4 protein-coding genes and 2 pseudogenes are annotated in these 3,900 nt (G+C 73.0%); 3 read left to right on the top strand and 3 right to left on the bottom strand.

All coding sequences use genetic code 11. The features are described from left to right. Positions 1 to 431: SRPBCC family protein (locus tag KBX39_RS25550; protein ID WP_210872896.1), on the bottom strand; the 431-nt coding region annotated here is incomplete at its 3' end. A gap of 3 nt (positions 432 to 434) precedes the next feature. Then, a complete protein-coding gene (locus tag KBX39_RS25545; protein WP_312247488.1) occupies positions 435 to 743 on the bottom strand; it encodes a metalloregulator ArsR/SmtB family transcription factor in 309 nt (102 codons plus the stop codon). Between the two features lie 87 nt (positions 744 to 830). Here KBX39_RS25545 and KBX39_RS25540 point away from each other — a divergent pair. The 3 genes and pseudogenes from KBX39_RS25540 to KBX39_RS33880 all read left to right on the top strand — a co-directional run. Further along, positions 831 to 1,820: pseudogene (locus KBX39_RS25540) on the top strand (TIGR03560 family F420-dependent LLM class oxidoreductase); the annotation flags it as partial. A 42-nt stretch (positions 1,821 to 1,862) separates the two neighbouring features. Then, positions 1,863 to 1,940, top strand: a pseudogene (locus KBX39_RS34240) (hypothetical protein); the annotation flags it as partial. Then, the gene (locus KBX39_RS33880; RefSeq protein WP_282102473.1) at positions 1,938 to 2,237 is read left to right on the top strand and encodes a tetratricopeptide repeat protein; all 300 of its coding nucleotides are present in this window, start codon (positions 1,938 to 1,940) and stop codon (positions 2,235 to 2,237) included. The pseudogene KBX39_RS34240 and the gene KBX39_RS33880, both read left to right, overlap by 3 nt. Before the next feature lie 4 nt (positions 2,238 to 2,241). On the opposite strand, the gene treZ is transcribed toward KBX39_RS33880, so the two are convergent. Further along, positions 2,242 to 3,900 (bottom strand): malto-oligosyltrehalose trehalohydrolase (treZ, locus tag KBX39_RS25530; RefSeq protein ID WP_210872892.1); only part of this gene is annotated, 1,659 nt, incomplete at its 5' end.

Below are 3,900 nucleotides of genomic sequence, written 5' to 3'. Positions count from 1 at the left end.
TCGCCGTCGAGCAGATGCGCGGCGACGTCGAGGCAGATGTGCCAGCCGGCGGCAGTCATCGCGGCGAGGTCGGGACCGCCGACCCGGTGCCGCAGCGTCAGCGTGGTGCCGTCGCCGTTGGCGGTCAACTCCCAGCGCAGCAGGTCGTCGCCCCAGGTGTACTCCAGCAGGTGCGGCCGGTCGGCGCGCAGCACCCGGGCCGGCGCCGGGTAGCTCTGGTCGCCGTCGACGGCGCTGAGTACGGCGTCGCCGGGGCGGCCCAGGTCACGGTCGGCCAGGAACGGCGCCCACTCGGCGAGCCGATCCGGGTCGGTGAGCGCGGCCCACACGGTTTCCGGCGGGTGCGGCAGGTCGCGGACGAAGACCAGTTCGTTTTCGGGTGTCAGCTTGACCCGGGCGAGTGGGCCCGGGCGGAACGTGGCGCGGTCCATCTGTCACTCCTGACTGTCGAGATGGCGTTCCAGGGCGTCGAGATGCGTGGTCCACATCGACCGGTACGGCTCGAGCCAGTCGTCGACTGCTCGTAGCGGCGCGGTGTCGACCCGGTAGATCCGCCGCTGCGCGGCAGTACGGCAGGTGACCAGGCCGGCGTCGCGGAGCACGCGCAGGTGCTTGGAGACGGCCGGCTGGCTCAGGCCCAGCGCGTCCACCAGCTCGCCGACGCTGCTCTCGGTCCGGCGCAGCCGGTCCAGGATGCGGCGCCGGGAGGGCTCGGCCAGCACGGCGAAGGCGTCGACTGTCACGCCTCCAATATGCCTCATCGGTTATATGCCTGGCAAGGAATGACAGGTCGCGCTGCCCCGCCCCGGCCGGCTCCATATGCTCGGGGCATGGAACTGCGGATCTTCACCGAACCCCAGCAGGGCGCCACGTACGACCAGCTCCTCGCCGTGGCCCGGCGTGCGGAGGAGACCGGCTTCGCCGCGTTCTTCCGCTCCGACCACTACCTGAAGATGGGCTCGGTGAGCGGTGACCCCGGCCCGACCGACGCCTGGACCACGCTCGCCGGGCTGGCCCGCGACACCACCCGGATCCGGCTCGGCACGCTGATGACCGCCGCCACGTTCCGGCTCCCCGGCCCGCTGGCGATCACCGTGGCGCAGGTCGACCAGATGAGCGGCGGCCGGGTCGAGCTGGGCATCGGCACCGGCTGGTACGCCGAGGAACACACCGCGTACGGCATCCCGTTCCCGCCGCTGGGGGAGCGGTTCGACCGGCTGGAGGAGCAGCTCGCGGTGATCACCGGGCTCTGGTCCACCCCGGCGGGCTCCACGTTCGACTTCCCCGGCACGTACTACCCGGTCAGCGACTCGCCGGCGCTGCCCAAGCCGGTGCAGAGCCCCCGCCCGCCGATCCTGCTCGGCGGCATGGGACCGAAGCGCACGCCCCGCCTGGCCGCCCGGTACGCCGACGAGTTCAACCTGCCGTTCGTCTCGGTCGAGGACGCCGTCACGCAGTTCCAGCGGGTACGCGACGCCTGCGCCGAGATCGACCGCGACCCGTCCACGATGGCCTGGTCCAACGCGCTCGTGCTGTGCTGCGGCCGCAACGAGGCCGAGGTGAAGCGGCGCGCCGAGGCGATCGGCCGTGACCCGGACGAGTTGCGTGCCAACGGCGCCGCCGGCACGCCCGCCGAGGTGGTCGAGACGCTCGGCCGGTACGCCGAGGCGCAGCGCAACCTGCTCGCCGCGCTGGATCTGTTCGCCGCGCTGGGCGACGACGAGGGGCGGGCGCACACCCATTTCGACCTCAGCATGCTGCACGACCGGCAGCGGCAGCCGCGGGAGGCGCTGCCGCACGCGCGGCGCAGCCTCGCCCTCTACGAACGGGTCGGGAGCCCGCTCAAGCAGGCGGTCGCGCTCAACGCGATCGGCTGGTACCACTCGCAGCTCGGCGAGCACCACGACGCGATCACGTTCTGCCGCCGCGCCCTCGCCCTGGCCGAGCGGGCCGGGAGCGCGTACGGGCAGGCGAACACGTGGGACAGCATCGGCTTCGCCCACCACCACCTGGGTGAGTACGAGGACGCGGTGGACTGTTTCCGGCAGGCCCTCGCGCTGTTCGCCGAGATCGGTGACCGGCATGCCGAGGGCATCGTGCTGGACCACCTCGGCGACACGTGGGCCGCGGCCGGGCGGGCGGACGCGGCCCGGGACGCCTGGCGGCGGTCACTCGCGTTGTACGAGGAACTCGGTCACGCCGACGCCGAGGCGGTACGGCGCAAACTTCACCGGTGAACGGTCAGAGCGCCGCGATCGCGGCCGACTCCGGCGGCAGCTCGATTCCGTCGCGCATCACCGTGACGCCCTCGGACGTGGCGAGCAGCACCCGGCGTACCACCCCGGGCAGGTTGATCCGCTGCGCCCGGCCGGCCAGGTTCGCCACCACGAGCGTGTCGCCGCGCCGCATCACCAGGAACCGGTCGCCGTGGCGGACGTCGACCCGGTCCAGCCGGGGGTCGGACAGGTCGGCCCGGGAGCGGCGCAGCGCGATCAGCCGCCGGTAGAGGTCGTACGTCTCGCGGTGCTCGGGCTTGTCCAGCTCGGCCCAGTCCAGCCGGGACCGCAGGAACGTCTGCGGGTCCTGCGGGTCCGGCACGTCGTCGGTGGCCCAGCCGTGGTCGGCGAACTCGCGTCTGCGGCCGGTGGCGACCGCCGTCGCGAGTTCCGGCTCGGGGTGGCTGGTGAAGAACTGCCACGGCGTGGCGGCCGCCCACTCCTCCCCCATGAACAGCATCGGCGTGAACGGCGCGGTCATCAGCAGCGTCGCGCCGACGCGCAGCAGCCCGGGCGACAGCGTGGCGGAGATCCGGTCGCCGGTGGCCCGGTTGCCGATCTGGTCGTGGTTCTGCAGGTACGCCACGAAGCGGTGGCCGGGGGTGCGCTGCCTGTCGACCGGGCGGCCGTGGCTGCGGCCGCGGAAGCTGGACCAGGTGCCGGCGTGGAAGAACCCGCCGGTCAGCACGTCGGTGAGGCACTCCAGCGAGCCGAAGTCGCCGTAGTAGCCCTGCCGTTCGCCGGTGAGCAGCGTGTGCAGCGCGTGGTGGGCGTCGTCGTTCCACTGGGCGTGCAGGCCGTACCCGCCCGCCTCGCGCGGCGTGATCAGGCGCGGGTCGTTGAGGTCGCTCTCGGCGATCAGCGACAGCGGCCGCCCGAGGTGCGTGGACAGCGCCTCCACCTCGGCGGCGACCTCCTCCAGCCAATGCACGGCCCGGCCGTCCGGCATGGCGTGCACGGCGTCCAGCCGCAGCCCGTCGACGTGGTAGTCGCGCAGCCAGCCCAGCACGCTGTCGGCGATGTAGCGGCGTACCCCGTCGGAGTGCGGGCCGTCCAGGTTGACGGTGCGGCCCCAGGTGTTGCTCTGCTCGGTGAGGTACGGCGCGAACCGCGGCGCGTAGGCCCCGGAGGGCCCGAAATGGTTGTAGACGACGTCGAGGATCACCCCCAGGCCCTTGGCGTGGGCGGCGTCGACGAACCGTTTCAGGCCGTCCGGGCCGCCGTACGGCTCGTGCGGCGCGAACCAGCAGACGCCGTCGTAGCCCCAGTTGTGCTCGCCGTTGAACGCGTTCACCGGCAGCAGCTCGACCATGTCCACGCCGAGGTCGACGAGGTGGTCGAGCCTGGCGATCGCCCCGTCGAACGTGCCTTCCGGGGTGAACGTGCCGATGTGCAGCTCGTACAGCACGCTGCCGGGCAGTTGCCGGCCGGTCCAGGCGGCGTCGGTCCAGGCGAACGCGGCGTGGTCGTAGAGCCGGCTGGGCCCGTGCACCCCGGCCGGCTGCCAGGCCGAGCGGGGGTCGGGCAGCGCCTGGGCGTCGTCGTCGAGCAGGAACGCGTAGTCGGTGCCGGGCCCGGCGCCGGGGACCTCGACCCGCCACCAGCCGTCCGGCGCCTGACGCAT

The sequence above is a fragment of the Micromonospora sp. D75 genome, from assembly GCF_018070405.1.
GTDB lineage: Bacteria > Actinomycetota > Actinomycetes > Mycobacteriales > Micromonosporaceae > Micromonospora > Micromonospora chalcea.
This window is presented reverse-complemented; position numbering and strand designations above follow the sequence as displayed.